Below are 25,427 nucleotides of genomic sequence, written 5' to 3'. Positions count from 1 at the left end.
TATTAACATTTTCTTTAGACGTATTGAAAAGGGGCGAGGTTATGCTAAAGTCAGTTGAAATTGTAGGAACAGCAGTAAAGCTAGTACCGCTTGAAAAAATGCATGAGCAAGGACTCTATGAAGCTGCAAAACCGAAAGAAATTTGGGAGCATCTCCCGGTAAAAGTTCATAGTCTAAGTGATATAAAACGGCTGATTGAAAGTGCTTTAAAAGCCAAGCAAGAGGGAAGAGAGCTGCCTTTTGCTGTATTTGATATAGAGTCACATTCGATTGTAGGAAGCACGAGATTTTTAGATATATCGCTTCCTAACAAAAGCGTAGAAATAGGGTGGACGTGGTATCATCCATCCGTGTGGCGAACGCGAGTTAATACGGAGTGTAAGTATTTATTATTAAAATACTGTTTTGAAGAGCTGAAGCTTCATAGAGTTCAATTTAAAACGGATGTGCAAAACAAACGGTCCAGAGCGGCCATTATGAGGTTAGGGGCCACTCAAGAAGGCATTATCAGAAAACACATGGTTTTACCTGAAGGATACGTCCGAGATTCGGTTATCTTCAGTATTATTGATGACGAATGGCCGGCGGTAAAAAAGCGATTAGAAGAATTTTTGCACGCAGCCAGTAAGGTAAACAAAGAGAATGTAAGTAATTAATTGCATGTAAACAAGAAAAAGCACAAGCTTAGCCTGTGCTTTTTATCTTTAGAGAGCCGCTTTAATAATTTTTTTGTAGTAAAGAACAGACAGAATACCAAAAATAGAGTAGAGGGCGGTATAGATAATCATGACGATAATCATAGGTGTCCAAAGTTCAGTTCCAAACAAGAACCAGCCGGATTGTACGGCAAAATAGCTGTGAAGCAAGCCTACGATTAACGGAATGCCGAAGTTAAAAAGCTGCTTAATTTTTATTCCTGTTAACAAGTCTTTTTCGGTAAAGCCTAGTTTTCTAAGAATTGTATAGTTTGGCTTTTCACCTTCACTTTCATCCATCTGTTTGAAGTAAAGAATACACCCTGATGTGATTAAAAAGGCCAGTCCTAAAAAAGCGACAATAAACATAACTAGACCCATAGTTTGCTTTTGACTTTTTACCATTTCGATACGCGAGTCATTTAAGCTATCATCGCTGAATTTCATCTCTCCGAAAAGCTGATTTGCTTTTGGTAAGTCATCTTCTTTTGATATATCTATCCCTGTGTACACAGAAGATTCTTTTTGAATAGAAGGATCGGCGTCTTTTTCCAGTTCATTAAACACGGAATCGTCTACAATCACAGTAGGCATACCGCTCGTAAAATAGGTAGATAAGAGAAATTTTCGATTTAAACCTATATACTTTTGCGGAATGACTTCTTTCTTTCCTTTTAGCTCGATTTCTCCGGAATCTTTAAATGAATTTACTCGTTGAAGCATATCATTATAGCCGGTAAATAAAGTTTCATTTTGAGCTACGTTTACACCACTAACAGATTTTTCACTCACAACCGAAAAAATCATAGCGGACGAGTCTACCATTGGGCCTTCCAAATTATTTTCTAAGATGTTTTTTACGTTTGCTTTTACTTGGATGACGTCGATCTTTTTTTCCGTATAGGCTATTTTCTTTTGATTTAGCGCGTTTTTAAACGAAGCAGCGTCTTTTGGACTGTTGATAGAAAAATTATTAGGTACATAATCTTCAGCCGACTTTTCAGCAGAGTAATAAGAGATGTAGCTCAAGCACAACAGACCAATAGCAAGAGCCGATACGGTTGTAATAACCGTCAGCAATAATGCGTTTGATTTCATCCGAAACATAATAGAAGAAAGAGATAATACGTCGTTAATTGACAAATAGCCTTTTTTGCTTTTTCGCATAAGATTTAATAAAAATCGAACCGAGCCTTTATAAAACAAATAGGTTCCGAGGATAACTGAAGCTAAAATAGACACCATTGCGATTGACAAAGCATTCATGCTTGTAAAAGAACCGTCAAACAATTTAGCAGAAATATAGTAGCCGGAAGCAATAAAGATTATGCCAAGAATTCCGATAATAATTTCAAGTATACTGATTTTTTTTGTTTTGCCTTCTGTTGATGAAGTAACGCGGAATAGTGCTAAAATGGTCTGTCTTTTAATAAAAAGATAGTTCATCGTCATAATTAGCAAATAGATGACTCCAAACACAATCAGCGTTTGAATCAAGGCTTTTTCTGAAAAGTGAAGTTTGGCAATGCCTTTTGTATCGGTGATTTTAAATAAAATCATAATAATTACTTTAGAAAACGAAAATCCAATTAAAATGCCGACAATCAGCGAGCTAAAGTACAGCATAAAATTTTCAGCCGTCAAAATACGGAAAATTTTTGTTTTGGTCATGCCAATTAGCTGAAATAAGCCAATTTCTTTGCTGCGTCGTTTGATAAAAATGGTATTTGCATATAAAAGAAAGATAGAGACAATGGCTACTAGTAAAACGGAAGCCGCTCGAACTGCTGCGCCTCCTTTAATGGAACCTTTGGTTGCATCAAGAGCCGGATCATACTGCAGCGTTACAAAAGCAAAATATAAAGCAGCGCTGAAAACCAGTGCAAAAACGTATAAATAATAGTTTTTTACATTCTTTTTGAAGTTGCGGAAAATCAGCTGATTAATGTTCATGTTGAACTCCGCCTAGCACGCCTTGAGTTTTCATAATATCGTCAAAAAAGGCTTTTTGCGTTTGATCGCCTTTGTACAGCTGCGTATAAATTTGTCCGTCTTTTATAAAAATGACTTTGCTGCAGTAGCTGGCTGCCACTGGGTCATGCGTTACCATCACAATACTTGCGCTTCTTTTGTCATTAAGCTCGGTCAGTTTGTTTAACAAATCGCTTGCCGCTTTTGAGTCAAGTGCACCGGTTGGTTCGTCAGCAAAAATCATGCTTGGCTCATGAATAAAGGCTCTTGCAGCGGAGGTACGCTGTTTTTGTCCACCGGAAATTTCACTTGGATATTTGTCTTTCAGCTCATAGATGCCAAGCTGTTTGGCTAGCGCGTCAAATTTTTTATGAGCTACTGCTGAAGGAGTTTTCGCAACGGAAAGAGGCAAGAGAATATTTTCTTTTACTGTAAGCGTGTCGAGTAAGTTATAGTCTTGAAAGATAAAGCCCAAATGTGTTTTTCGGAAGTTTGCTAACTGCTTTTCTTTCATTCTGCTAATTTCATTTCCTTCGATTTTGATGGTTCCTCCGTTGATTTTATCAATGGAGGAAAGCACGTTCAGAAGCGTCGTCTTGCCTGAGCCTGAAGCGCCCATAATTCCTACAAATTCTCCTTTCATAATGGTAATATCTACGCCTTTTAATACTTCTTGTCTATTAAATTTATTTCCGTAGCTTTTATGAATATTAGTTGCTTCTAATATGTTCATATGTATTCACTCCTTTAATCTGATACGTTTATTATAGAAAAAGGGCTTTAGCTTTTCCTTTGATTCACCGAACAAATAACGAAAGCATGTGACATTTTTGTCACATGCTTTTCATATCCACAAAATCATTTGATTTAGGAAAGGCAAGTGTAAACGTTGTGCCTTCATTAAGAGCAGACTGCACGCCAATGTGAATCGAAAGAGCGTGGGCAGCTTTTTGAGCTAGATACAGACCCATGCCAGTGGCACGGCTGTCTTCATGCTGCGTAGTTGAGGTGAAACCTTTCTCAAAAATGCGGGGCATATCTTGAGGAGAAATGCCCCGTCCGTTATCTTTTACCTCGATGTATACTTGACCATGGTGCTCGTAGCTTCTAATCATCACATCAGATTCTTCACTGTACTTGACTGCGTTTGTTAATAGCTGTCTCATAATAAACGAAAGCCACTTTGCGTCACACAGTACACGTTCTGCCTGTAGGTCCACATCAAACCCAATATTTTTTTGCATGCACCAAGCTTGCAGCGTTTTGATTTCAGTGAAAATAAGGGACTCTAAATCCAGATGTTCAATATACATATCATTTTCGATAAAGAAAATGCGCTTTTGATGCAGCTGTTGATCAAGTAAAAAGTGAATACGGAGCCACTCGAACGTCAAGTTTGCTTTAACTTCTCGATTTTCTAAGCGTTCAATTATTAAATGCATTGCAGTTAACGGCGTTTTAATTTCGTGAATCCAAGCTAACAGTTCATCTTTTTCCTGCGTCACGTGCAGCTGAGTTTGCACGCCATCTTTTTTCGCTTGTTCTAATTGTTGCATCAGATTTCGCTGAACAATCTTTTCAAAAGGACGCAGCGGATGAGAAAAAGTAGAAGAATCAAAGAAGTCTTCTTCATCTTTTAGCTTTTGATAAAATTTCGTTTCTTTGTGATAGCGGAAGACGCAGAAAATAAGAAAGATAATGGATGATAAAAACACGATATAGAGAATCGAAGACAGAGGAATAGATTCATCAATATACGCGATAAATAGCATAAAAAAATGTATGATAAAAAAGAAAAGGATCCAGCTTAGACGCTCGCGAATAAAGAGTTTAATCATAGCGTTCCTCTTCAATGGCTACGTAGCCTTGGCCGACTTTTGTTTCAATAAAAGTTCCCAGTCCAATTTCATCCAATTTTTTTCGCAGGCGATTGACGTTTACCGTCAGCGTGTTGTCACTGATAAATCGTTTATCTTCCCACAAACTATTAATCAGTTCATCTCGGCTTACAATCGTATTCTTTTTATGTATTAAGCATTTTAAAATAAAGATTTCATTTTTGGTTAAATCAATAGCTGTAGATTCGGTTGATACTTTATTTTTTTCGTAATCAATCGTTGCGCCTTGCCACGAAAGAAGGTTTACTTGCTCAACGCTGTAATTATACACGCGGCGGAGAAGGGCTTGTATTTTTGCTACAAGCACATCAAAATGAAACGGCTTTTGCACAAAGTCGTCTGCTCCAAACTGCATAGACATTACCATATCAGAAGGATGATCACGTGAAGATAGAAAGATGATAGGGATTTTTGAATGAGAACGAATCATTCTGCACCAGTGAAATCCGTCATACTTCGGCAGCTGAATATCCATAATAACCAAATCAGGTTTTACCTCGCTAAACTCCTGCATAACGTTACTGAAATCACGGATGCCGTAAACATCATAAGACCATTGCTCCAACCGCTCTTTCAGTTCGTTAAACAGCGTTACATCGTCTTCAATTAAAAAAAGTTTAAACAATAACACGTACCACGCTTTCTGTTTTTATACTTATTTTATAGCAATATCCTTTTATTTACCATATGTGATAGTAGATTCACCGGCGTTCTTTATAAAATGTGAAAGAATAGCTTTCGACGAGCATAGTTTATAAACATATATTGAACTCTAGCGAGAAAAGGAGAGCTGTTATGAAAGCAATGGTATGTACAAAGTATGGTAAACCAGATGTTCTTCAGCTTCAAGAAGTGGAAAAGCCTATTCCAAAAGAGAATGAAATACTGATAAAAATTTATGCCACCACGGTCACATCGGGCGACTGCAGAGTGAGGAGCTTTAATAGTCCACTGCTGTTGTGGCTTCCATTGCGAATAGTTTTGGGGTTACGGAAGCCTAGAAAATCAATACTAGGTGTAGAGCTGGCCGGAGAAGTAGAAGACGTCGGAAAGAACGTAACGCGGTTCAAAAAAGGCGACCAGCTGTTTGCAATGACAGGTATGAAGTTCGGAGGATATGCGGAATATATCTGCTTACCAGAAAAGGGGACAATAGCCGTAAAGCCAGAGAATGTAACCTATGAAGAAGCCGCCTCTATTTCTTTCGGCGGCACGACGGCTCTGCATTTTTTTAGAAAAGGAACCATTCAAACCGGGCAAAAGGTGCTTATCTACGGTGCTTCAGGTGCCGTAGGAACTGCCGCTGTACAGCTTGCTAGCTATTACGGAGCTGAAGTGACAGGCGTGTGCAGTGCTAAAAATAGTGAACTAGTAAAGTCTTTAGGAGCAGACCGCGTCATCGACTACCAAAACGAAAATTTTACTGAAAAACAAGAAAAATACGATCTTATCTTTGATGCCGTTGGAAAAATCACAAAAAATCAGTGCAAGGAAGCGTTAGCCTTAAATGGACGCTTTGTTTCGGTCGAAGGGCAAGGAATTGCTAAAGTGCAGACGAAAGATTTATTACTTCTTAAAAAACTGATGGAAGAAGGACAGATCCAATCAGTGATTGATAGATGCTACTCTTTAGAACAAGTTCCAGAAGCTCATGAGTATGTAGAAACCGGACATAAGATAGGGAGCGTAGTCATTACGTTAAAAAAGTAAAAAAGAGAATCTCTATAAAAGATCCTCTTTTTTATGATATTAAACTTTACTCTCCGCCTTTAATCCAAAGTTCAAGAGGAAGCCCTACAAGGTTCTTTCCGATCCATTCTCTGGCAATATTATTAGAAGGGCCCATAGCAATGCCCGCTCTGGCATCTCGGAACAAACGTTCAATAGGGCCTTTTTTATAGCCGTATCCGCCGCTTACATCCAATGCAATTCGCGTTGCTTTGTTGGCTACTTCTGAAGCGTGCACTTTAAATTCAGTCAGCGGGAGGGTAAGGACACCTTGTGCTTTTTGTTCAGCTTGTAAAATATCAAGCTGTTCTGCCAAGTCAATTTGCCATGGTTTTGTGCTTTCAATGAGGACTTTTGCTTCAGCAATCTGCTGGCGAATGACTTGATAGTCGCTAAGCTGGTTATTAAAATCGCGGTGAATCGTTCGCGTTGCATGGTTAACCGCAAGCTCTAGCGCATGTTCCGCTACTCCAAGCCAAGCAGAACCAAGGCCAATTAAATAAATAGGGGAAACGCCGTTTAAGACGATTTCTTTCCCTGTTTCTTCACTGCCTAGAAGATCTTCTTTTGGCACGTGTACATTTTTATAAGAAATCGGACCGCTGTGATTACCGCGAACGCCCAGCGCTTCCCATGGACTTGCGGTGATGCCGTCTGATTTTCCATCTACAATAAAAAAGCTAATATCCGTTGCTTCTTGTGCTTCAGGGCTGCGTGTTTGAACGACATAAAAATCAGCTTGCCCGGCGCTCGTAGTAAATGATTTGTCAGCATTAACTACATAATCTTCGTCATTTCGCTGCGCTTGACTGAAGTTGTACCACCAGTGTCCTCCTGAGGCTTTTTCACTTGTAGAGTACGTACCAATCAGCCCTTGGTCAATTGGTTGTAACCAACGTTTCTTTTGATCGTCATTTCCGTACAGCGTGATAGTTTGAATCGCTCCGACATGCATCACGTAAACTAAAGCAGTAGAAGCACAGGCTTTTGCAATTTCTTCAGCTACAATCGCAAAAACCACGTGATCAAGTTCTAAGCCGCTGTATGCTTTTGGTACAAGAATATTTCCCCAGCCTGCTTTAATAAGCGCTTCTAAATTTTCTCGTGGAAAAACGCCTTCTTCATCTGTAAGGGCTGCATTAGGCCGGATCACTTCATCTACAAGAGAAGCGATTTTCTCGCGGATGGACGCGTAATAAGCGCGCGTTGATTGATTGTATACAGGACGTGCAGAAATTTCGACTGACATAACATACCTCCAAAAATTTTAATGTTTGTTACGATAAACTATTTACAATGCGCCCGCTTTTTCTTTTAGTTCCTGTTCTTTTTGTCTTACGAGCGGAATGATGGTTTCGCCAAACGTTTTGATTTCTTCTTCATAATGTAAAAAGCCTGTCAAAATAATGTCCACGCCGATTTTTTTCAGTTCGATAATTTGATTGGCGACTTGTTCGGCTGTTCCGATAAGGCCAGTTCGAAAGCCATCATTGTACTGAACTAAGTTTTCAAATGAAGAGTTTGCCCACATGCCTTCACCTTGAGGAGAAGCTTTGCCCGCGAATTTCACTTGACTTTCAAACCCTTCAACGGCTTCTTTATCCGCTTGTAGAACAATTTCTTTTAGCACTTGTTTTGCTTTTTCTTCTGTTTCACGGACAATGACAAACCCGTTCACGCCGAATTGAATATCACGGCCGTTTGCGTTTGCTTTTACATCTTCAATTTGGTTTTTTAAGTTTTCAATCGAGTTGCCGTTCATGAAATAAACGTCTGATACTCGGCCTGCCATTTCACGGGCGGCTTTAGAGTTTCCTCCTTGAAATACTTTTGGCGGCTGAAGAGGCTTTGGTTTTAGCGGTGCGTCATTTAATCGGTAAAAGTCTCCTTTGAACGTAGTCGTTTCGTTTTTCCATAGTTCTCGAAGCACGTTAATAAATTCTTCAGAACGGCGGTAGCGCTCGTCATGATCTAACCATGGTTCGCCGTAGCCGTTAAATTCGCCTTTAAACCAGCCGCTTACAACGTTCACAGAGACGCGTCCGCTGCTGATATGATCAATAGTCGAAATGATTTTAGCAAATACGCCGGGATGCCATAGCCCCGGAAGAACCGCTGTAATAATGTTGATTTTTTTAGTAGTGGCAGCCAGTGCAGAAGCGAGAGTCGCAGCTTCTAGTTGATTTTCAGCTCCATAGCTTGCAAAAAATCTAGTTTGCAAGAGAACATAATCAAAGCCCACCTGCTCGGCAATTTGCGCATACCGGCTGTTTGCTTCAAATGACCACTCTGTTTTTTGAGGAATGTTGGAAATGACAAGGCCTCCGCTTACGTTCGGGGCCCAATAAGCAAATTGCAAACTCATATGTAACGCCTCCTTAGTTAAGTAGTGAAAATAAATGAGCTGGGTAAAACATTCATCTCCTTAAATGCCAAAGACTCTTATCTCGCTTCAAGTTGAAGAGAAGATAAGAGCCTTCAGTAGCCTGACAGGCGGTACGGATGCTGAATGTACATATAGTAGTTATATCACCGGTTATTCCGATAGTCAAAGTGAGTTTTAAGAAATTTAAAAAGAATGAAATCGTAATTAAGTTTAACTAAAGAAGGAAGAGATCATCTATTTTAACCAAAAACAAACTTGACTTATAGGAATAGTGAGTATACTATTCAAATATGTTAAACAAATGAGAAATAAACATCTATTTTTTCTAAATAAATAGCCGTTTAAAAACGATCGACCAGACGACTGGAGATGCTTTGAACAATCAAAGCATCTCTTTTTTATTTGTCGTAAAAAGGAGGAAGTATACGTTGAGTGAAAAAAGAAAGCTGAAGCTAGGAGCAAATATTAAAGGACTTGGAAATACGACGGATGGATGGAGACATCCGGACGTAGAGCCTGATGCGAGCATTAATATTGAGTTTTACAAGAGGCAAGCGCGTATATTGGAAAAAGGACTGTTCAGCTTTGTCTTTATTGCGGATGGGTTAGCAATATCAGAAAAGTCCATTCCTCACTTTTTAAATCGTTTTGAGCCCATTACGCTGCTGTCAGCTATTGCTGCTTCTACGAGTCACATTGGACTAGTTGGGACCGTTTCAACAAGTTTCAGTCAGCCTTTTACCATCGCTCGTCAGCTGATGTCTCTTGATCATATCAGCGGCGGGCGAGCGGGATGGAACGTAGTCACTTCTCCGCAAGAAGGGGCAGCGCGCAATCACAGCAGAGGATATCTTCCTCTTCACAGCGAACGATACGAAATTGCAAAAGAGCATCTCGACGTAGTAAAAGGGCTGTGGGATTCGTGGGAAGATGATGCTTTTACCTATCAAAAAGAAACCGGTCAGTTTTTTGATCCAAAGAAAATGCATACGCTTGGATTTAAAGGCAAGCACTTTCAAGTTCAAGGGCCGTTAAATATTGCTCGTTCAAAGCAGGGACATCCTGTTGTGTTTCAAGCGGGTTCATCAGAAAGAGGAAGAGGATTTGGCGCAGAAAATGCGGATGCGATTTACACCAATGCACATACACTAGAAGAAGCGCAGGCATTCTATCAAGATATGAAAAACAGAGCAAAAAATCACGGGAGAAATCCTGAAGAGCTTCTCATTTTTCCAAGTATTGATTTAATTATAGGAGATAGCGAGGAAGATGTAGAAAGAAGATATGGAGAGCTTGCCGCTTTCATTCCAATTGATCATGCCATTACATATTTAGCTCGTTTTTTTGATGACTACGACTTTCAGCAATTTGACGTAGACGCACCGTTTCCAGAGTTAGGCGATATCGGAGCAAATGCGTTTCAAAGCACTACAAATAAAATTAAACAAGCGGCGGCCGCTCGAAAGTTAACGTTAAGACAAGTGGCACTTGAAACGGTTTTACCGCGTTCACCGTTTTCAGGAACACCTGAGCACGTAGCGAATGAAATGCAAAAATGGCATGAGCAGGAAGCAGCGGATGGATTTGTGCTTCGCCCGTTTATGAGCGAAACGTTTCATCAGTTTGTGGAAAAAGTGGTGCCTATTTTACAAGAGCGTGGGCTTTACGATACTGCTTATAAAAGCGATACGCTGCGCGGAAATTTGAACCTTTCCGTTCCAGCCAATCGATATAGTCAAACAAAGGAGGAGTATGTGTATGACAGTCAAATTAATCAGTGAATACAGCGTCACAGAAAGCTTAAAAAAGCAGGTAATTGAGTGGAGAAGACATTTTCATCGCTATCCTGAATTATCGTTTCAAGAACACCGAACGTCTCAGTTTGTTGAAGATACGCTTCGTTCGTTTGGAAGCTTTATCATTACTCGTCCTACCCCAACAAGCGTGGTGGCTAGATTAGTAGGAAAAGAAGAGGGAAAAGTGGTTGCGATCCGGGCGGATATGGACGCGCTGCCGATTGAAGAAGAAAACACGTTTGCATTTGCCTCGGTTCATAAAGGCGTGATGCATGCATGCGGACATGACGGTCATACGGCTATTTTATTAGGAGTAGCTTCTGTTCTTTCTCAGTTAGGAGATGAATTTAAAGGAGAAATCCGCTTGATTTTTCAACACGCAGAAGAGCTGCTGCCAGGAGGGGCACAGGAGCTTGTTAAAGAAGGCGCGATGGAAGGTGTGGATTACGTAATTGGCACGCATTTGAATTCTAGTCTTCCCATCGGAGAAATCGGCGTGCTTGCAGGTCCTATGATGGCTTCGCCTGACATGTTTAATATATCGATTAAAGGAAAAGGAGGACACGCCGCAGCGCCTCACGAAGCAGTTGATGCTATTGTTGTAGGAGCGCAAATTGTGACGAACCTTCAAACGATTGTTTCAAGAACGACCAATCCAATTGATAAATTAGTCGTATCGGTTACACAATTTCACGGAGGAACTACGCACAATGTACTTCCTGATAAAGTGGAGCTTAACGGTACCGTTCGCAGCTTTGACGCAGCTCTGCGAGAAAAAGTTCCGGCACAAATTGATCAAATTGTAAAAGGACTAACAGAAGCCTACGGTGCAGAGTACACGTTTACGTATGAAAAAGGCTATCATCCCGTCATTAATTCTGAAGAAATTACAAGGTTAATTGAAGAAACAGCTATCGAAGAATATGGAGAAGAACGTGTAAAGACGCTGTCTCCTAAAATGGGAGGAGAAGATTTTTCAGCTTATCTGCAGGAAACGGAAGGAGCATTTTTTAACATCGGAGCACGAAATGAAGAACAGGGCATCGTATACCCTCATCATCATCCGAAGTTTACGGTAGATGAAGACTCGCTTGAAATTGGAGTAAAGATGTTTTTGCGCATAACAGAAAAGCTATTGGCTCGTTAAAAAAAGAACAAGAACCTATTTGGTTCTTGTTCTTTTTTATGTATTCTTATTTCGTATCCTTATAATTCGTCGCAAATCCTGCTGCAATTAAACCAATCAAACCCAGCACTCCTACAATAACGGTTATGACCATTACGTTCACCTCAGTCGCCCTTAATAATACGCTATCATTTGTTTAATTTTACCATTAGTCTTCATATGAAAGAAGCTTTTCTTTTAAAGACTCTAGCTTTTTAAATTTTTGATCATAGCTTTGCCGTTTTAACATGTCGTTGGTTATTATCAGCGCATCTTCTTTACGCCCTGCATACAAGTAGGCTTCAATGACTTCGTCGAATCCTTCTGAGTAAGGGAATTCTTCATATTTTGCTAGTTTAAATGAGGCGTCGTAGTGTTTCGTTGCTTTTTCGTATTGCTTTAGTTTTAAAAGCATACGCCCATTTGCTAAATGTAAATCTGCTCGTTCTAAATTGGTAAGGGTATGGAGTTCAATCCCTTGGTTGCGTATATCAAGGGCATCTTCATAGCGCTTTTTTTCTTCTAGCTCAAACGCTTTCTCATAAAAATGGTCAAACTTCGTTAGGGGTCTTCTTGATTTATAGAACTTGTAAATGCCGTATAGGATCAAAAGCAGTAACCAGAGCAATTTGTTCAACTCTCTTTCATCTCTGTATGTATAATATTTATATTAAAGGAAATTAAATTCAGTTGATAGATTTATTCAAATAAAGACGTTTGAGGGGGAATACGATGGTCATCAACCAGCGAATCTATAATGTAAAAGGACTTCAGTACATCATTCGCTCAGCTGCCACTAGCGATGCAGATGAATTGTCTCACCTAAGAGTTCAGCTAGACGGAGAAACGGAAAACTTAGATCGTGAACCAGGAGAAGGGTATATGAATAAAGGGGACTTTGAAGAGCTTATTAGTCGTGACACGGAAAGTAAACGAAACTTATTTTTAGTAGCGGTTGTACATAATGAAATTGTCGGATTTTCAAGGTGCGAAGGTAATGAGTTGAAACGATTTGCCCACAAAGTAGAGTTTGGCGTATGCATCGCACAAGAACGTTGGGGATACGGAATTGGCAAAGAGCTTTTACAGCAGTCTATATTATGGGCAGATAGTGCGGGCATGAAGAAAATGACGCTGAATGTGCTAGAGACCAACAAAAAAGCGATTGATTTATATACAAAGTTCGGGTTTGAAATAGAAGGGGTATTAAAAAATGACAAGCTGCTGTCAGACGGCAAGTTCTATGATACGGTTGTGATGGGGCGCTTTGTAGAGCTTTTTTTGCGTCCTTATTCTATCGATATTTAAAGAAAAAAACACCTTCAAGCATACTGCACTTGAAGGTGTTTTGCGTGTTTTCCGTTTTTACTAGAATGATGGTTAATGATAGACCTCGCTTTTTTTACTAAAGCTTTTATTGCTTTCAAATCCTTGTTCTTCTTCTTTTTCGACATCTGTGCCAATAGGCTCCCACTTAATAAGAATCGTCGCGATCAATCCAATAACGGGAACGATTGTAAGGACGAGAAACGTCGTATAGATCCCGCCAATTGAAAGGACAACCGGAAATAAGTAAAAACCTAAAATACTGCCGATACGCGTTGTTCCTTGTCCCCATCCAGAGCCCAGTCCTCTCAGTTCAGTCGGGTAAGAAAGAGTGGCCATTGTCATTCCTTGCGCTCCGGGGCCAAAAGATTGACCAAAAATAAATAAAGCAATAAATAAAATCGGCAGCGCAATAAAATGTGTATCGCCTGTGAGCCCCATCAGGACTAAGCTTAAAGAGCAAATGGTATACCCTGTAATGGCAAGTTTTCTTATGCCGACTTGTTCAGTTAGCCTTGATTGTGTAAAGCCGCCAATAATACCAAATAAATTAAAGAAAAGAGTACCGATAATTGCATAAATCATTCCTTTGCCAAAAATAAGCGTGGAAATGGTTGGGATATAGAAGCCAACGGCAAAGTACTGCATACTTTGAGTAGCCGTAATGATGGAAGCTAGAAATGTCCGAGCCCGATACTTTCCTTGGAAAATCGCTTTGTAAGACAGTTTTTTTGAACGAGATAAAGGTTCTTCTTTTGCATTATTGGCTACTGTGACTTCTATGTCATAGGTTTTCTCTAACACTTTGACCGCTTCTTTAAGCGGAAGGTGATGAGCGGCCCACATCGGGCTTTCATCCATGTAGCGGTAGCGCAAAATTAGCACGATTAGTGCAGCAACAGCTCCAAATCCTACTGACCAGCGCCAAATATCCTCATGCTGCCCGAGCAGATAAAAAGGCAGAACAACAAGTCCAGTAACAGTTGCGGCCACGTACCACAGGGGACACCACAAGTTCACGTATTGACCTTTTTTCTTTAAATCGCTGAACTCCGCAATAAAGCTGAGCGCTACCGGAACATCTAGCCCTACACCTACACCCATTAAAAACCGAAAGATAAATAACCAAACTAGATCAGTCGCTAAAGCAGCGCCAAGAGCTGCGAACACCATAAAAAATAAATCAATTAAAAACATTTTGTTGCGGCCGAATTTGTCGGTGTAATATCCTCCTACAGTAGCCCCTAACAAAGCGCCAAAGGCCATAATAGCGGTGAGGCTTCCAAGACCCGCAGGAGAAAGGTTAAACTGTTCTTTTAACTGATCAGCTCCAATTCCGAGACTGGTAAAGTCATAGGCGTCGACAAAAATGCCGCCTAAAGCTACCAAAATGATTTTCCAGCTTTTAGACGTAACTGGATTTGAATTAACAAAGTTGATAATGTCTTGACGCGATTGAATTACGTGTGTGTTGCTGCTTCCCATTTCTTAACCTCCAATCTGCATGTAACGAATGTTAAAAAGGACGATCGCCAATAATAGCCGCGCGCTCAGCTTTTCGGATATGAGGATAATAGTCCGATACAGCATAATGCTGTGTTGCACGGTTATCCCAAAAGGCAATTGAATTTACTTCCCAACGAAACCGTACTTGGTATTCTGGAACATGAGCTTGCCTAAACAAAGATTGAAGTAACTGTTCGCCTTCAGAATGTTCTAAACCTACAATATGAGTAGTAAAGGATGAATTGACAAAAAGCGTTTTACGACCTGTTTCAGGGTGAGTACGTACAATAGGATGTTCAACCGCTGGAAACTCTCGTTGAAAAGCCTTCAGTTCATCTGGTTGTAATAAATGAGCAAAAGAAGGAGTGAAGTCATGAATAGCCTTCAAATGTTCAATTTGTTTTTTTATGGACTCAGGCAAGTTGTCATATGCTGCAGCCATATCTGCCCAAAGCGTATCGCCGCCCACAGGAGGCACTTCAATTAATCGAAGTACTGAAGCTTTAGCAGGGCTTTCGCGGAATGTGACGTCTGCATGCCAAACATTTTCAGATCCTCCTTGTTTCTGATTTCTAGAGAATTGTACAATTTCTTTCGCTTGCTCTTGTGAAGCAGGTTTGTAAAAAGGGTGTACTTCAAGATCTCCCCATAGCTTTGCAAAAGCAAGATGTTGTTCGCTTGTAATTTCTTGATTGCGAAAAAAAAGCACTTTCCATTCTAAAAAAGCCCGATTTAATTCTTCTTGCACTTCTTTTGCAAGAGGCTTGGATAAATCTAGACCTTCGATTTCAGCACCGATAATCGGTGTGAGGGGCTTGATGGAAAAGAAAGTATAAGGCTTTTCTTCAACACCATCTGGCAACCGTTTTAACAAACGAGGACCTTCTTTTACCTCGCGGTTAAGAAACTGAAGTGGCCTTGGGTAGCTAGAAAGATTATTAGACACTGTGTTCATCTCCTTATGCTTGTTCTCTTATCTTTGAAATGAAAAACTGTCGCAGTTCCATGAACTTTTCGTGATATTGAAAAGTTCCTTCTTCGTAACGTCCCGACTGTAATGGATTTTGCGTATCTAAGACGACTCTTCCGGGCTTTGGGTGCATCACAATGATTCGAGTTGCGAGTTTAAGAGCTTCTTCTACATCATGAGTAATAAAAAAGATGCACTTTTTTGTTTGGTTCCAAATGGTTAATAAATGTTGCTGCATCGCTTCCCGCGTTAGCGCATCAAGAGCACTAAAAGGCTCATCCATTAAAATAACTTTAGGGTCTGTCGCGAGTGTTCGAGCAATGGCTGCTCGCTGCTTCATTCCTCCTGACAACTGATGGGGAAGTTTTTTAGAAGCAGACGTTAGATCAACCAGCTGCAGGTAATTTGCAACAAGCTGTTTACGTTCTTCTTTGGCGACTTTTTGCATCTTCAATCCAAATTCAATGTTTTTTTCAATAGTCAGCCAGGGAAATAGATTAGGATGCTGAAAAACAACGCCAACGTCTGGATTAGGCTTGGTCTGTTCATCTCCATGAATCATGACTGTACCTGTTGTAGGCTGTTGGAAGCCTGCTAGAATATTTAAAAGTGAAGATTTGCCACATCCAGATGGCCCTAATACACAAACAAGCTCATGCTCATATAAAGAAAGATTAATATTTTGTAGTATGAGATGCTCACGTTTTGTTTGAGCATAAGCGAAATCAACGCTTTTTACATCGACGACTTTAGGCTTATGGACACGTTTAGGTCTTTCTTCAACAGCAACACTAGTTTTCAAATGTATCACTCCTTTTGACCGAGAAAGTATCCCTCGACTGACCGCAAGAGATACTTCCCGCTACTATTTAGAAAAATTATTTAGCAGTGCTTGTTGATACGTTTTTAAATCGGGAGAAGAAGGAATATCTTTTTGAGCTTCTAGAAAATCTCCTGTATCTTTTAACACATGCGCCAACTTACCATTAGATTGAAAGTATGCTTTTTGATCTGATTTATTTAGCCAGGTTAGCTGCTGCATCGTTTTTAAGCTTTGTTTTGGTGTTAAGTTCAATTCTTTAGCCAATAGTTCTGCTGATTTTTCTGGATTTTTGTGATAATAGTTAACGGATTCATTTAAGATCGAAATATATCCTTTCACAATATTCGGATATTTTTTAGCGAAATCCTCATGAACAATTCCAAATTCTCCTGTAATGCTTCCTTGCTTGGCTACTTCTTTGGATGAAATCAACACGTTTCCGTCAGCATGAATTAAATTTGTTTGCAGAGGCTGCCATACATACGCACCGTCAATATCACCGCGATTCCAAGCGGCTAAAATATCGGGAGACTGCATGTCTAATAGTGTGATATTTTCTTTTTTAAGATCAATGTTTTTGTTTTTTAACGCACTTAGTAAGCTGTAGTGGGCCGTTGAACTAAAAGTAGTGGCAATTTTTTTTCCTTTTAAATCCTCTAAAGATTTTATGTCCGCACCTTTTTTTACTACTAAGGCTTCACTTTCGCCGATAATATCATGTAAATAATACACTTTGTAAGGAAGTTTATTAGCCACTCCTATTGCGCCGGGCGGTGTTCCAACGAGTCCAAAATCAATGCTTCCTCCCGCAATGGCATTGTTGATATCTCGGCCTGACTCAAATTTAATCCATTTAATTTGAGTTTCTGGATATTTCTTTTCTAATGAGCCACGGGCTTTTGCTAACAATTCTCCATTAGGTGAAGCTTGATAGCCTAAACGTATTTCTTTCGGTACATCATTTTCAGAACCAGATGTAGTGCTCGAACAGCCGGAAACGACTAATATAAAGCATAGCAATAAACCAAGTATTCCTTTTTTCATCCATGTTCCTCCTAAGTAAGCTCTATTTTCCTACCCATGAAAAGGCTAAGCGTTGGTAAAAGCGAATAATGCTATCAATAAGTATAGCGATTAGACCCATGATAATAATGCCCACAAAGACAATATCACTTCGCATATATTTGCTTGCATCAAGTACCATCCAGCCAATTCCTGAAGTAGCTGCAACCATTTCAGCAGCGACTAACGTTGCATAGGTGATTCCAATGGACGTGCGTAGTCCTGTCACAATATCCGGCAGAGCAGATGGAAGAATGATGTGAATAAATACATTAAACTTTGATGCACCTAATGTTAGTGCCCCGTTAATTCGGTCCTGCGGTACGCGTTGTACGCTTGCAACTGTTGCGATAAATAGTGGAGCGAAGGCACTTAAAAACAGTAGTGCTACTTTAGATCCTTCATCAATTCCTAACCATAAAACAAGAAGTGCATAGTAAGCTAACGGAGGAAGCGGACGATAAAATTCAATAATTGGATCAAAAATTGCCAGTATGTATTTAGAGTAGCCACATATAATCCCAAGCGGAATAGCTGTAAGCAAAGCAAGCAGCAAGGCTGTAAATAACCTATACAAGCTTGCAGACAAGTGAGTAACAAGAGATGTTCCTTTGTATCCTTCTACTACTAAACTAATAAATGAATGCAAAACGCTCTGAGGCGTAGGTAGAAAAATTGGATCTACCCATTTAAGTGTACTTAAAAGCGTCCAAAGCAGGAGGATCATAAGTACACTCAGAAAAGATAGTCCTTTTACTTTAAATGATTTAGTTGCCACCAACGTGTTTTTCACTTTATCCCTCCTTTTTAAGTTTTTCTAAACAAAAAAGACTCTCATCTTTTAAAAAGAATGAGAGCCTCCAGTTGACTGGTAGGTTTTTAAATCCTATATGTTTAGTGAGATTAATTTACCAAAAAATTCATAGAGTTGTCAATAAGAGATAAAAATAATCGAAATAAATTCTAAGAATAACATAATCATTGACAATCCTAGCATAAACTTTTAATATATAATTAAACAAAGTGAATTACTTGGTATTAGTGATGCTGTACGAAAAAACGCGCCTACTAGGCAACTGGAGGCCAGACCATTGTGGTGAAACAAATGGACTGGTCTCCTTTTTATATTGAATGGGTATTATGGAAGAGTTGAATTCTGGAACAGAATAGTTGGTATAGATTTAGCGATGAGGAAAATAGTCGAGTGGATAATAAGTAAGGTTTTTCTTAATAAGGTTTTTGAGAGCGTAAACATTTTAAGAGGGGGATCCGTATATGACTGCCGACTTTCATTTTCATACTGATGTATTAATTATTGGAGGAGGCCCTGCTGGTGCATGGGCAGCTCTGCAAGCAGTTAAAGAAGGTGCAAAAGCTGTACTTGTTGATAAAGGATATTGCGGAACGAGCGGAGCAACTGCGCCTTCTGGTACAGGAGTTTGGTATGTAAAGCCTACTTCTGATGAACAGATGAAAGCAATGAAAAGCAGGGAAGCGCTTGGGGGATATTTAGCTGAAAGAAGCTGGATGAAACGAGTGCTTGATTGTACGTTTGAACAAGTAAATGAATTAGCTCATTTTGGCTATCCGTTTCCAGTAGACGAAAAAGGGATTTCTCAGAGAACGACGCTTCAAGGGCCTGAATATATGAGGTTAATGCGGCGGCAGCTTCAAAAAGCAGGGGTTCAGATTTTGGACCATAGCCCGGCACTGGAGCTTCTTGCAGATGAACACGGTGTGGCAGGCGCTTGCGGAATCAATAATCAAACGCAAGAAACTTGGAGAGTGGAGGCTGCTGCGGTTGTGATTGCAACGGGAGGGTGTGCATTTCTAAGCGGAGCACTCGGTACAAATGTTTTAACAGGAGACGGTTACTTATTAGCTACAGAAGCAGGTGCGGCGCTTTCCGGCATGGAGTTTTCAAATGCTTATTCGATTTCGCCAGCTTTTTCTCCAATCACAAAATCTGCATTTTATAAATGGGCTACATTTTATTATGAAGACGGTACAGTGATTGAAGGAGCCGGTTCTCATAAAGGACGTTCCATCATTGCCAAAACGTTAATGACCCAGCCCGTTTATGCAAGGCTGGACAAAGCGGATGAACGTATTCAAAAAGCCATGCGCTTATCACAGCCAAATTTCTTTTTATCATTTGATCGTCTTCATATAAATCCTTTTACTCAAATGTTTCCAATCACCTTGCGCTTTGAAGGAACCGTTAGAGGAACAGGAGGTATTCACATTGCAGATGAAACGTGCAGAACCGACATTCCAGGTTTATATGCAGCCGGAGATGCGGCAACGCGCGAATTAATTTGCGGAGGATTTACCGGAGGAGGCAGCCATAATGCAGCGTGGGCTATCTCTTCAGGCTGCTGGTCAGGAAAAGCAGCGGCAGCATTTGCTGTTAAGCAAGGGCGAAATGCCGCAAATCGACATGCCAAAGGCTTATCAGAAGCGTCAGGAGTCACAAAGTCAGTAGCTTCTTCTGATGCAGCTGATACGAAAGAAATGATAGCATCGGTTCAACGCGAAGTCTTTCCGTATGATCGAAACTGGTTCCGTTCAGAAGTAAGACTGCAAGATTCACTTATGAGGTTAAATGCAGTGTGGAATGAGTTGAAAAACGGAGTTTATGATAAAGAAAGAAACATCGTGAGAAGTCGAGAGCTTGCGGCCATGACGGCAACGGCGCGATGGATGTATACAAGTGCATTAGAAAGAAAAGAAACGAGAGGAATGCACCGGCGTGACGATTTTCCGTTTATGGATTCCAAGCAACACTACCGTATTCTAAGCGGAGGCGTACAGGAAGTCTGGGCGAGACCCTTAGGTACAAAATCTTCTAATCACGTAAAGGGGGTTATTTAATGATCGAGCTTCTTAGTGAAGACCGATGTATTAACTGCAATCTTTGTGTATCCGTTTGTCCAACAAATGTCTTTGACCGCTCTCGAATGGGAGGTGCTCCTTCCATAGCTCGTCAATCCGATTGTCAAACTTGCTTTATGTGTGAACTGTACTGTCCGGTAGATGCTTTATATGTGACGCCTTTAGCTGAACAAACTGTAGAAGTAAATGAACAGCATGTAATAAACCAGCATCTGCTTGGAAGTTACCGGGAAGCTGTAGGCTGGGGAAAAGGAAGAAAATCCACCGCTTCTTCCGATCAGTCACATATCATCTTAAATAAGAAATAAAGAAAAAAGAGCGGGCAAAGCCGCTCTTTTTTCTTTACTTTTGCGTTTCACGAACCCATTTGACAATATCATCAATGACATAAGAAGGAATGTTGGCTGAAACAGCATATTCATCGGGCGTGCTTTTTTCACCAGTTCCTTCTGTGAAAAAGTGGTTGAGCATTGGATAAAGCTTAAAAGAAGTGTTAGAACGCTGAGATAAGCTTTGTTTCCAGCCTTCAAAATCTTCCGTCGTTACTTGATAATCACGCGCTCCTTGTAAAAAAAGCCGATGCGTTATGAATATGGTAAAATAAAGAAGTTATATTATTTAGAAAATTTAAATATCTAAAAAAGGAGGCGCTTTTATGAACTATGATCCGCATTATCATCCATATCCATCATCCCGAGTTCCCGTCTATGCTAAAAAAGGAATGGTAGCTACATCTCAGCCGCTTGCAGCGCAGGCAGGCCTTGATATCTTAAAAAAAGGCGGCAATGCAATTGATGCAGCAATCGCCACAGCTGCAAGCCTCACAGTGTTAGAGCCCGCGTCAAATGGAATCGGAGGAGACGCATTTGCGCTTGTTTGGGCCAATGATCAGCTGTACGGACTGAATGCTAGCGGCCCTTCTCCTCAGTCTATTTCCATTGATGCGTTAAAGGAAAAAGGATACAGAGATATTCCTAAGTACGGAATGATTCCCGTTACGGTTCCCGGTGCTCCGGCTGCTTGGGCTGCTTTATCGAAGCGATTTGGCAAACTGCCTCTTTCTCAAGTACTGCAGCCTGCTATTCAGTACGCCAAAGAAGGATTTCCGCTAGCGCCTACTCTCGCGAAACAATGGAAACAAGCGTACGATACGTTCAAACGAGTACATACAAGCGAAGAATTTGAGTCATGGTTTCAAACGTTTGCCCCAAATGGACGAGCACCAAAAGCAGGAGAAATGTGGTCATCCACCCACCATGCCCGTACGCTTCAGCTCATTGGCGAAACAAATGCAGAAGCGTTTTATAAAGGCGAGCTTGCGGATCGTATTGATGCATTCAGTAAAAAACACGGCGGCTTTTTATCAAAAGAAGATTTGGCTGCTTATGAGCCTGAGTGGGTGAACCCGATTTCCGCTCACTACCGTGGATATGATGTGTGGGAAATTCCTCCGAACGGTCAGGGGCTTATTGCGTTAATGGCATTAAATATCGTAAAAGGTTTTGAACTTCAAGAAAAAGATGCTGTGGATACGTATCATAAACAAATAGAAGCGATAAAGCTTGCGTTTGCGGATGGAGAAAAATACATTACGGAAGAAGCAAAAATGAGCGTGTCTGTTAGTGAGCTTCTGTCTGATACATATGCAAGCTATCGTCGAAGCCTTATAAAAGAACATTCCCTGCAGCCTGAAGCGGGAGAACCTGTTGGAAGCGGAACGGTGTATTTAGCAACGGCTGATGAAGAAGGAAACATGGTTTCATTTATTCAAAGTAATTATATGGGCTTTGGTTCTGGAATCGTTGTGCCAGAAACGGGAATTGCCTTGCAAAACCGCGGCCACAATTTTTCAATGGACCCTGATCACGATAACTGTCTTGCTCCTAATAAAAAAACGTTTCATACCATTATTCCAGGGTTTCTCACCAAAAATAATGAGCCCGTAGGACCGTTTGGCGTGATGGGAGGCTTTATGCAGCCGCAGGGACATATGCAAGTTGTCATGAATACAATTGACTTTCATCTTCATCCTCAAGCCGCTTTAGACGCGCCAAGATGGCAGTGGAAAAAAGATAAAACGGTGCTTATTGAGCCGGCTTTTCCATCCCACGTGGCACAAGCGCTTGAAGGAAAAGGACATAAAATTGAAGTAGCCGTGGATTCAATGGCATTTGGGCGCGGACAGATTATTTGGAGAGATCCTGAAAGCGGCGTGCTATGCGGAGGAAGTGAATCACGAACGGATGGATTTGTAGCTGGATGGTAACGTTTAAAAAAACACAATAGGTGGAGGAAGAAGCCCGTACTCATTAGAGTTGGGCTTGTTTCATGTCTCAACCACATGTATAAATCTCTTCAAAGAACTTAAAACTAAAACAAACATTTACGTATGTATGGATAACGTGAACTTAGGGGTTATGTACGGGAAATTTACATTAGACGCTGCTGCGTATCTTTATAAATTAACATAAGCAATAATTGAGCGTGGTGAGAACAGCCGTCTCAAGCTGCCAACTGACATGAAGGTAGGCTAACAACACTTGGTGAAAGGAGCGAAAAGGTGATGAGAAATAAAAAGTTTGAAGTGGAATTTTTACGTGTAATGCTACTTATCGCCCTGGGGATTCTCCCTTTTTTATTTAGAAAACCACCGATTAAAGACTGGCTGCTGGCCTATGTATTTAACGCCTTAACAAATGGTATTATTGATAAATTTATTGTCACTCACGGCCTTCTTCGATATCCAACTCGCTTATTGAAAAAACAGTTTAGAATTAACGTGTTGTTCGATTTTTTGCTGTATCCTATGATATCCGTCATGATTAATCAAGCTACGTATTACGATAAAGGGTTAAAAGTTTTATATAAAATTATGCTTTTTACGATCCCGATGTTTTTTATTGAATTATGGGCTGAAAAACGAACGAAGCTTATCGAATGGAAAACTGGCTGGATGTGGTACCACACCATTGCTAGCGTGACGTTAAAATCGTATCTTAATCGAATGGTGATTGGATGGATTCGAAAAGTTGAAAAGAAGCAGGAAGAAATAAAAATACAATAACAGAGGTTCTAAAAACGATGTTAGAGAGGTGAACAAAGGTGCATATTTCTATCCTTCTATGGCTGATTTTTCAAAATATCCAAAAGAAAACGTGGAAAAAAATTCACGAGCTTTATGCTGGGGGATTATACGTGAGTTTTTTTAATATTCTTTATTACTTTCTCTGTAACGATAAATTGCTTTGGGATTTTAAATCTTCCCATCTTTCACTAAAAGGACTGCGCGTGCTGCACCTTATCTTCATTACACCTCTTATGATTTGGTCGTTTTTAGCTACGTATCCGCCCACACTCGTCAAACAGGTGAAGTATATCGCAAAATGGGTATGTACAGCTTCATTTATAGAATGGATTGGACTCAGGTGTAAAGCCATTACCTTTAGGCACGGCTGGCATTTAGGCTGGTCAGCACTTATTTACGTAATGATGCTTATCTTCTCGAGATGGTTTCAAAAAAAGCCTTTTGCGGTCTTGCTGCTCTCGGTTTTAGCAACAGTGGTCCTCAGCGTTATCTTTAAAGTTCCAGTGAGCAAACGGATGCTAAAACATCCGCTGAAACGAATATTGACTCGGCCTTTAAAAGATCATGTGACTCAAGCTGTTGCGAATAAAGTAAAGCGAAAATGCCTGCTTCTCAAGCTGTTCTCGTAAGTTCCTGCTCTCTGTAAAGAGCAGGTTTTTAGCTTGCTGGAGGAATAACGTCCGTCAGCAGCAGAATAAAAAAAATCAGGTCCACTCCGGTAAAGCTTAAAGAAGCAAGAAAATAAGCCGTCCAGCGCAAACGAAACGGATTATGTTCAATATTGGCTCCAGACATTAGCCTCATGGAATGAGTTTTATAGTGAGAATGAGCGCTGTTGCTTCCGCTGCTTGAAAACCAAAAAGTCAAAACTGAAAACAAAAGTCCGCTAAAAAACATAAGCTCAATAAAGCGAATAGACAAAAAAGATGAGCACGCATAGGTTAATCCAGCTTCAATAAGCAGGGTAATAACAAAAACAAGCTGAGTTTTCTTCAAAAAATCCCTCCCTTTTTTCTCTTTGTCTACTTTTCATTATACAATAATTTACATGTGTAAAAAGTCTCGAAAATGCCTTTATTATGATATAATGGTAATAAATGTATGATTGAAAAAGTATTCAAAGTTCGTATGCATCACGATTATAAGCTCTTTTATAATGATGAGACTTACTATATACGCTCCGCTTAGCTTCAAGTGCGTAGAATGAAAGTGAGGAGTGTGTATGGAGTTAGGAGAGACTGTGATTGCGATACTAGCAGCGGGAGCACTTTTGTTATACGGCACGTTAGAGCTTTAGTTTGCGCCTCGTAATTCTTCTTTTTTTAAAGGGTGGAAGCGAAAACTAGCCGTCATTTTACCGTTATATGCGGTTACATTCGGCATATGGTTCGTGTTTTTTTCGTAACAAAAAGTCTTACAAAAAGGAGGAATGAAAGATGGAAATCAATTCATACCTCACTCGGTTTTCATGTATGCTGATGCTCATGTTTGGAGGATTATTTATTATACGGTATGTAAAAACAGGTGACCTTTATTTAGATCAGCTTCTTGTCTTTGGAGCGGGTTTTGTTCTGTTTATCGGCTCACTTATTTGGAAAAGAAAACATCAGCAGCAAGGAAATAGAAAAGCTTGTTAATTCTATAAAACTGTGACAGTATAAAACAGATAAAAAATGTAATCTCGTGACCGTACTATTGTTTACGAGCTGGTGGAGGAAAAGAAAATGAATGTACCTAATTGTCCAAGCTGTCAATCACAGTATACATATGAAGATGGAAGCCTGTTTGTCTGCCCGGAATGTGCGCATGAATGGGGACAAGATGAAAAAACAGAAAGCACGGAAGAGCAGCTTACTGTAAAAGATGCAAACGGTAATCTTTTAAAAGACGGAGATTCAGTTACCGTCATCAAAGACTTAAAAGTAAAAGGAAGCTCATCGGTTGTAAAAATCGGAACGAAAGTAAAAAGCATTCGTTTAGTAGAAGGCGATCATAACATCGACTGCAAAATTGACGGATTTGGAGCGATGAGCTTAAAATCTCAGTTTGTGAAAAAAGCATAACGATAAAAAAGTCAGGATGAAGAAGACTTTCATCCTGACTTTTTTTATGCATTTTAAC

General features: G+C 40.2%; 25 protein-coding genes and 1 pseudogene. 12 read left to right on the top strand and 14 right to left on the bottom strand.

Annotation, left to right across the window (positions count from 1 at the left end; translation table 11 throughout):
* Positions 1-41: 41 nt before the first annotated feature.
* On the top strand, positions 42-656 hold the full coding sequence (locus tag JNUCC25_RS16715) for a GNAT family N-acetyltransferase (protein ID WP_029323050.1): 615 nt from the start codon (positions 42-44) through the stop codon (positions 654-656).
* A 48-nt stretch (positions 657-704) separates the two neighbouring features.
* Here the strand turns inward: JNUCC25_RS16715 and JNUCC25_RS16710 are convergent, their stop codons facing one another.
* The 4 genes from JNUCC25_RS16710 to JNUCC25_RS16695 all read right to left on the bottom strand — a co-directional run bounded on the left by JNUCC25_RS16710 (position 705) and on the right by JNUCC25_RS16695 (position 5,189).
* A complete protein-coding gene (locus JNUCC25_RS16710) occupies positions 705-2,648 on the bottom strand; it encodes an ABC transporter permease (protein ID WP_064471885.1) in 1,944 nt (647 codons plus the stop codon).
* Positions 2,638-3,399, bottom strand: coding sequence for an ABC transporter ATP-binding protein (locus tag JNUCC25_RS16705; protein ID WP_029323043.1), 762 nt, complete (start codon positions 3,397-3,399; stop codon positions 2,638-2,640). Before JNUCC25_RS16705 ends, JNUCC25_RS16710 begins: the two co-directional genes overlap by 11 nt.
* 100 nt (positions 3,400-3,499) lie before the next feature.
* Positions 3,500-4,504: a sensor histidine kinase gene (locus JNUCC25_RS16700; RefSeq protein WP_013058027.1), complete on the bottom strand. Its 1,005-nt coding sequence runs from the start codon at positions 4,502-4,504 to the stop codon at positions 3,500-3,502.
* Positions 4,497-5,189, bottom strand: a complete 693-nt coding sequence (locus JNUCC25_RS16695) for a response regulator transcription factor (protein ID WP_029323039.1) — start codon at positions 5,187-5,189, stop codon at positions 4,497-4,499. The genes JNUCC25_RS16700 and JNUCC25_RS16695 overlap by 8 nt, the downstream gene beginning before the upstream one ends.
* A gap of 170 nt (positions 5,190-5,359) precedes the next feature.
* Here JNUCC25_RS16695 and JNUCC25_RS16690 point away from each other — a divergent pair, with 170 nt between their 5' ends.
* Positions 5,360-6,274, top strand: a complete 915-nt coding sequence (locus JNUCC25_RS16690) for an NAD(P)-dependent alcohol dehydrogenase (protein ID WP_029323037.1) — start codon at positions 5,360-5,362, stop codon at positions 6,272-6,274.
* A 46-nt stretch (positions 6,275-6,320) separates the two neighbouring features.
* Here JNUCC25_RS16690 and JNUCC25_RS16685 read toward each other — a convergent pair whose 3' ends face one another.
* Together JNUCC25_RS16685 and sfnG are read right to left on the bottom strand one after the other, a co-directional pair.
* Positions 6,321-7,541 (bottom strand): acyl-CoA dehydrogenase family protein, encoded by a 1,221-nt coding sequence (locus JNUCC25_RS16685; RefSeq protein WP_454222161.1) that lies wholly within the window; start codon positions 7,539-7,541, stop codon positions 6,321-6,323.
* A 42-nt stretch (positions 7,542-7,583) separates the two neighbouring features.
* Positions 7,584-8,657, bottom strand: a complete 1,074-nt coding sequence (gene sfnG / locus JNUCC25_RS16680; protein WP_013058023.1) for a dimethylsulfone monooxygenase SfnG — start codon at positions 8,655-8,657, stop codon at positions 7,584-7,586.
* A gap of 449 nt (positions 8,658-9,106) precedes the next feature.
* Here sfnG and JNUCC25_RS16675 point away from each other — a divergent pair, with 449 nt between their 5' ends.
* Both JNUCC25_RS16675 and JNUCC25_RS16670 read left to right on the top strand, forming a co-directional pair.
* Positions 9,107-10,459 (top strand): LLM class flavin-dependent oxidoreductase, encoded by a 1,353-nt coding sequence (locus JNUCC25_RS16675; protein WP_029323030.1) that lies wholly within the window; start codon positions 9,107-9,109, stop codon positions 10,457-10,459.
* Positions 10,437-11,621, top strand: coding sequence for a M20 family metallopeptidase (locus JNUCC25_RS16670; protein ID WP_029323028.1), 1,185 nt, complete (start codon positions 10,437-10,439; stop codon positions 11,619-11,621). Before JNUCC25_RS16675 ends, JNUCC25_RS16670 begins: the two co-directional genes overlap by 23 nt.
* A 187-nt stretch (positions 11,622-11,808) precedes the next feature.
* Here JNUCC25_RS16670 and JNUCC25_RS16665 read toward each other — a convergent pair whose 3' ends face one another.
* Positions 11,809-12,276, bottom strand: coding sequence for a hypothetical protein (locus JNUCC25_RS16665; RefSeq protein WP_255283909.1), 468 nt, complete (start codon positions 12,274-12,276; stop codon positions 11,809-11,811).
* 95 nt (positions 12,277-12,371) lie between these two features.
* On the opposite strand from JNUCC25_RS16665, the gene JNUCC25_RS16660 reads away from it, so the two are divergent.
* Positions 12,372-12,947 carry a GNAT family N-acetyltransferase gene (locus tag JNUCC25_RS16660; protein WP_064471884.1) on the top strand — a complete coding sequence of 192 codons (576 nt, stop codon included), beginning with the start codon at positions 12,372-12,374 and terminating at the stop codon, positions 12,945-12,947.
* Positions 12,948-13,019: 72 nt separating this feature from the next.
* On the opposite strand, the gene JNUCC25_RS16655 is transcribed toward JNUCC25_RS16660, so the two are convergent.
* From JNUCC25_RS16655 to JNUCC25_RS16635, 5 genes are all read right to left on the bottom strand, one after another.
* A complete protein-coding gene (locus JNUCC25_RS16655) occupies positions 13,020-14,450 on the bottom strand; it encodes an MFS transporter (protein ID WP_407728151.1) in 1,431 nt (476 codons plus the stop codon).
* A 31-nt stretch (positions 14,451-14,481) separates the two neighbouring features.
* Positions 14,482-15,417: a TauD/TfdA dioxygenase family protein gene (locus JNUCC25_RS16650; protein ID WP_029323024.1), complete on the bottom strand. Its 936-nt coding sequence runs from the start codon at positions 15,415-15,417 to the stop codon at positions 14,482-14,484.
* 13 nt (positions 15,418-15,430) lie between these two features.
* Positions 15,431-16,243, bottom strand: coding sequence for an ABC transporter ATP-binding protein (locus JNUCC25_RS16645; RefSeq protein ID WP_029323022.1), 813 nt, complete (start codon positions 16,241-16,243; stop codon positions 15,431-15,433).
* A gap of 63 nt (positions 16,244-16,306) precedes the next feature.
* Positions 16,307-17,308: a taurine ABC transporter substrate-binding protein gene (locus JNUCC25_RS16640; RefSeq protein WP_013058015.1), complete on the bottom strand. Its 1,002-nt coding sequence runs from the start codon at positions 17,306-17,308 to the stop codon at positions 16,307-16,309.
* 22 nt (positions 17,309-17,330) lie between these two features.
* Positions 17,331-18,119, bottom strand: a complete 789-nt coding sequence (locus JNUCC25_RS16635; protein ID WP_013058014.1) for an ABC transporter permease subunit — start codon at positions 18,117-18,119, stop codon at positions 17,331-17,333.
* Positions 18,120-18,601: 482 nt separating this feature from the next.
* On the opposite strand from JNUCC25_RS16635, the gene JNUCC25_RS16630 reads away from it, so the two are divergent.
* Together JNUCC25_RS16630 and JNUCC25_RS16625 are read left to right on the top strand one after the other, a co-directional pair.
* Entirely contained in the window at positions 18,602-20,200 is a 1,599-nt protein-coding gene (locus JNUCC25_RS16630; RefSeq protein ID WP_029323020.1) for an FAD-dependent oxidoreductase, read from the top strand.
* Positions 20,200-20,529: a 4Fe-4S dicluster domain-containing protein gene (locus JNUCC25_RS16625; protein ID WP_029323018.1), complete on the top strand. Its 330-nt coding sequence runs from the start codon at positions 20,200-20,202 to the stop codon at positions 20,527-20,529. Before JNUCC25_RS16630 ends, JNUCC25_RS16625 begins: the two co-directional genes overlap by 1 nt.
* A 34-nt stretch (positions 20,530-20,563) precedes the next feature.
* Here JNUCC25_RS16625 and JNUCC25_RS16620 read toward each other — a convergent pair.
* Positions 20,564-20,797 (bottom strand): annotated as a pseudogene (locus JNUCC25_RS16620) (alpha/beta fold hydrolase); the annotation flags it as partial.
* Positions 20,798-20,876: 79 nt separating this feature from the next.
* Between JNUCC25_RS16620 and ggt the strand changes: the two are divergent.
* The 3 genes from ggt (at position 20,877) to JNUCC25_RS16605 (ending at position 23,935) form a co-directional block, all read left to right on the top strand.
* Positions 20,877-22,487 carry a gamma-glutamyltransferase gene (ggt, locus tag JNUCC25_RS16615; protein ID WP_078081985.1) on the top strand — a complete coding sequence of 537 codons (1,611 nt, stop codon included), beginning with the start codon at positions 20,877-20,879 and terminating at the stop codon, positions 22,485-22,487.
* A gap of 297 nt (positions 22,488-22,784) precedes the next feature.
* Entirely contained in the window at positions 22,785-23,285 is a 501-nt protein-coding gene (locus JNUCC25_RS16610; RefSeq protein WP_029323011.1) for a CBO0543 family protein, read from the top strand.
* 131 nt (positions 23,286-23,416) lie between these two features.
* Positions 23,417-23,935, top strand: a complete 519-nt coding sequence (locus JNUCC25_RS16605) for a hypothetical protein (protein WP_253880594.1) — start codon at positions 23,417-23,419, stop codon at positions 23,933-23,935.
* Between the two features lie 28 nt (positions 23,936-23,963).
* Here JNUCC25_RS16605 and JNUCC25_RS16600 read toward each other — a convergent pair whose 3' ends face one another.
* The gene (locus JNUCC25_RS16600) at positions 23,964-24,302 is read right to left on the bottom strand and encodes a hypothetical protein (RefSeq protein WP_078081984.1); all 339 of its coding nucleotides are present in this window, start codon (positions 24,300-24,302) and stop codon (positions 23,964-23,966) included.
* A gap of 440 nt (positions 24,303-24,742) precedes the next feature.
* Here JNUCC25_RS16600 and JNUCC25_RS16595 point away from each other — a divergent pair, with 440 nt between their 5' ends.
* A complete protein-coding gene (locus JNUCC25_RS16595) occupies positions 24,743-24,943 on the top strand; it encodes a hypothetical protein (RefSeq protein WP_013058005.1) in 201 nt (66 codons plus the stop codon).
* 87 nt (positions 24,944-25,030) lie between these two features.
* Positions 25,031-25,369 carry a zinc ribbon domain-containing protein YjdM gene (locus JNUCC25_RS16590; protein WP_013058004.1) on the top strand — a complete coding sequence of 113 codons (339 nt, stop codon included), beginning with the start codon at positions 25,031-25,033 and terminating at the stop codon, positions 25,367-25,369.
* Positions 25,370-25,427 lie beyond the last annotated feature (58 nt).

The organism is Priestia sp. JNUCC 25 (genome assembly GCF_053667915.1).
The sequence above is the reverse complement of the archived record's forward strand: the minus strand, read 5'-3'. Positions and strand labels throughout refer to the sequence as shown.

Coding starts and splice junctions, on each gene's coding strand:
- JNUCC25_RS16685 (WP_454222161.1), bottom strand. CDS start 7,541: ATGTCAGTCGAAATTTCTGCACGTCCTGTATACAATCAATCAACGCGC.
- JNUCC25_RS16670 (WP_029323028.1), top strand. CDS start 10,437: ATGACAGTCAAATTAATCAGTGAATACAGCGTCACAGAAAGCTTAAAA.
- JNUCC25_RS16705 (WP_029323043.1), bottom strand. CDS start 3,399: ATGAACATATTAGAAGCAACTAATATTCATAAAAGCTACGGAAATAAA.
- JNUCC25_RS16625 (WP_029323018.1), top strand. CDS start 20,200: ATGATCGAGCTTCTTAGTGAAGACCGATGTATTAACTGCAATCTTTGT.
- JNUCC25_RS16655 (WP_407728151.1), bottom strand. CDS start 14,450: ATGGGAAGCAGCAACACACACGTAATTCAATCGCGTCAAGACATTATC.
- JNUCC25_RS16690 (WP_029323037.1), top strand. CDS start 5,360: ATGAAAGCAATGGTATGTACAAAGTATGGTAAACCAGATGTTCTTCAG.
- JNUCC25_RS16715 (WP_029323050.1), top strand. CDS start 42: ATGCTAAAGTCAGTTGAAATTGTAGGAACAGCAGTAAAGCTAGTACCG.
- sfnG (WP_013058023.1), bottom strand. CDS start 8,657: ATGAGTTTGCAATTTGCTTATTGGGCCCCGAACGTAAGCGGAGGCCTT.
- JNUCC25_RS16700 (WP_013058027.1), bottom strand. CDS start 4,504: ATGATTAAACTCTTTATTCGCGAGCGTCTAAGCTGGATCCTTTTCTTT.
- JNUCC25_RS16660 (WP_064471884.1), top strand. CDS start 12,372: ATGGTCATCAACCAGCGAATCTATAATGTAAAAGGACTTCAGTACATC.
- JNUCC25_RS16595 (WP_013058005.1), top strand. CDS start 24,743: ATGGAAATCAATTCATACCTCACTCGGTTTTCATGTATGCTGATGCTC.
- JNUCC25_RS16590 (WP_013058004.1), top strand. CDS start 25,031: ATGAATGTACCTAATTGTCCAAGCTGTCAATCACAGTATACATATGAA.
- JNUCC25_RS16630 (WP_029323020.1), top strand. CDS start 18,602: ATGACTGCCGACTTTCATTTTCATACTGATGTATTAATTATTGGAGGA.
- JNUCC25_RS16610 (WP_029323011.1), top strand. CDS start 22,785: ATGAGAAATAAAAAGTTTGAAGTGGAATTTTTACGTGTAATGCTACTT.
- JNUCC25_RS16640 (WP_013058015.1), bottom strand. CDS start 17,308: ATGAAAAAAGGAATACTTGGTTTATTGCTATGCTTTATATTAGTCGTT.
- JNUCC25_RS16710 (WP_064471885.1), bottom strand. CDS start 2,648: ATGAACATTAATCAGCTGATTTTCCGCAACTTCAAAAAGAATGTAAAA.
- ggt (WP_078081985.1), top strand. CDS start 20,877: ATGAACTATGATCCGCATTATCATCCATATCCATCATCCCGAGTTCCC.